Below are 346 nucleotides of genomic sequence, written 5' to 3'. Positions count from 1 at the left end.
ATTAACAGCGAGAGAAAATGAAGTATTGCAGTTATTGGCGAAAGGGATGAGTAATAAAGAAATTGCTTCTGTTTTAGTTATTACAGAAAAAACGGTAAAAGCTCATATGAGTAGTATTTTGAGTAAGTTACATTTATCCGATCGCACACAAGCAGCATTATATGCAGTGAAAAATGGAATTGTATAAGACAAAAGTCGTAAGACCTAGTTCGCCTTTAGAAGGTGGACTTTTTTTATGGAAAAATACGTCTATGTGAGGACGTAATTGTCTTGATATAAAGATAAAATGTATTTGTAAGCAACAATAATTATAAGGGAGTACCCTTTTTCGTAAGTGATATATAAC

At 32.1% G+C, this 346-nt stretch carries 1 protein-coding gene; it reads left to right on the top strand.

The features are described 5' to 3' along the window. On the top strand, nt 1-187 hold a 187-nt coding region (locus SB775_RS28105), incomplete at its 5' end, for a response regulator transcription factor (RefSeq protein WP_410864445.1). Between the last annotated feature and the right edge of the window lie 159 nt (nt 188-346).

Source organism: Peribacillus sp. SIMBA_075 (genome assembly GCF_046534585.1).
Note: the sequence above shows the minus strand (reverse complement) of the source record. Positions and strands in the feature narration are given on the sequence as shown.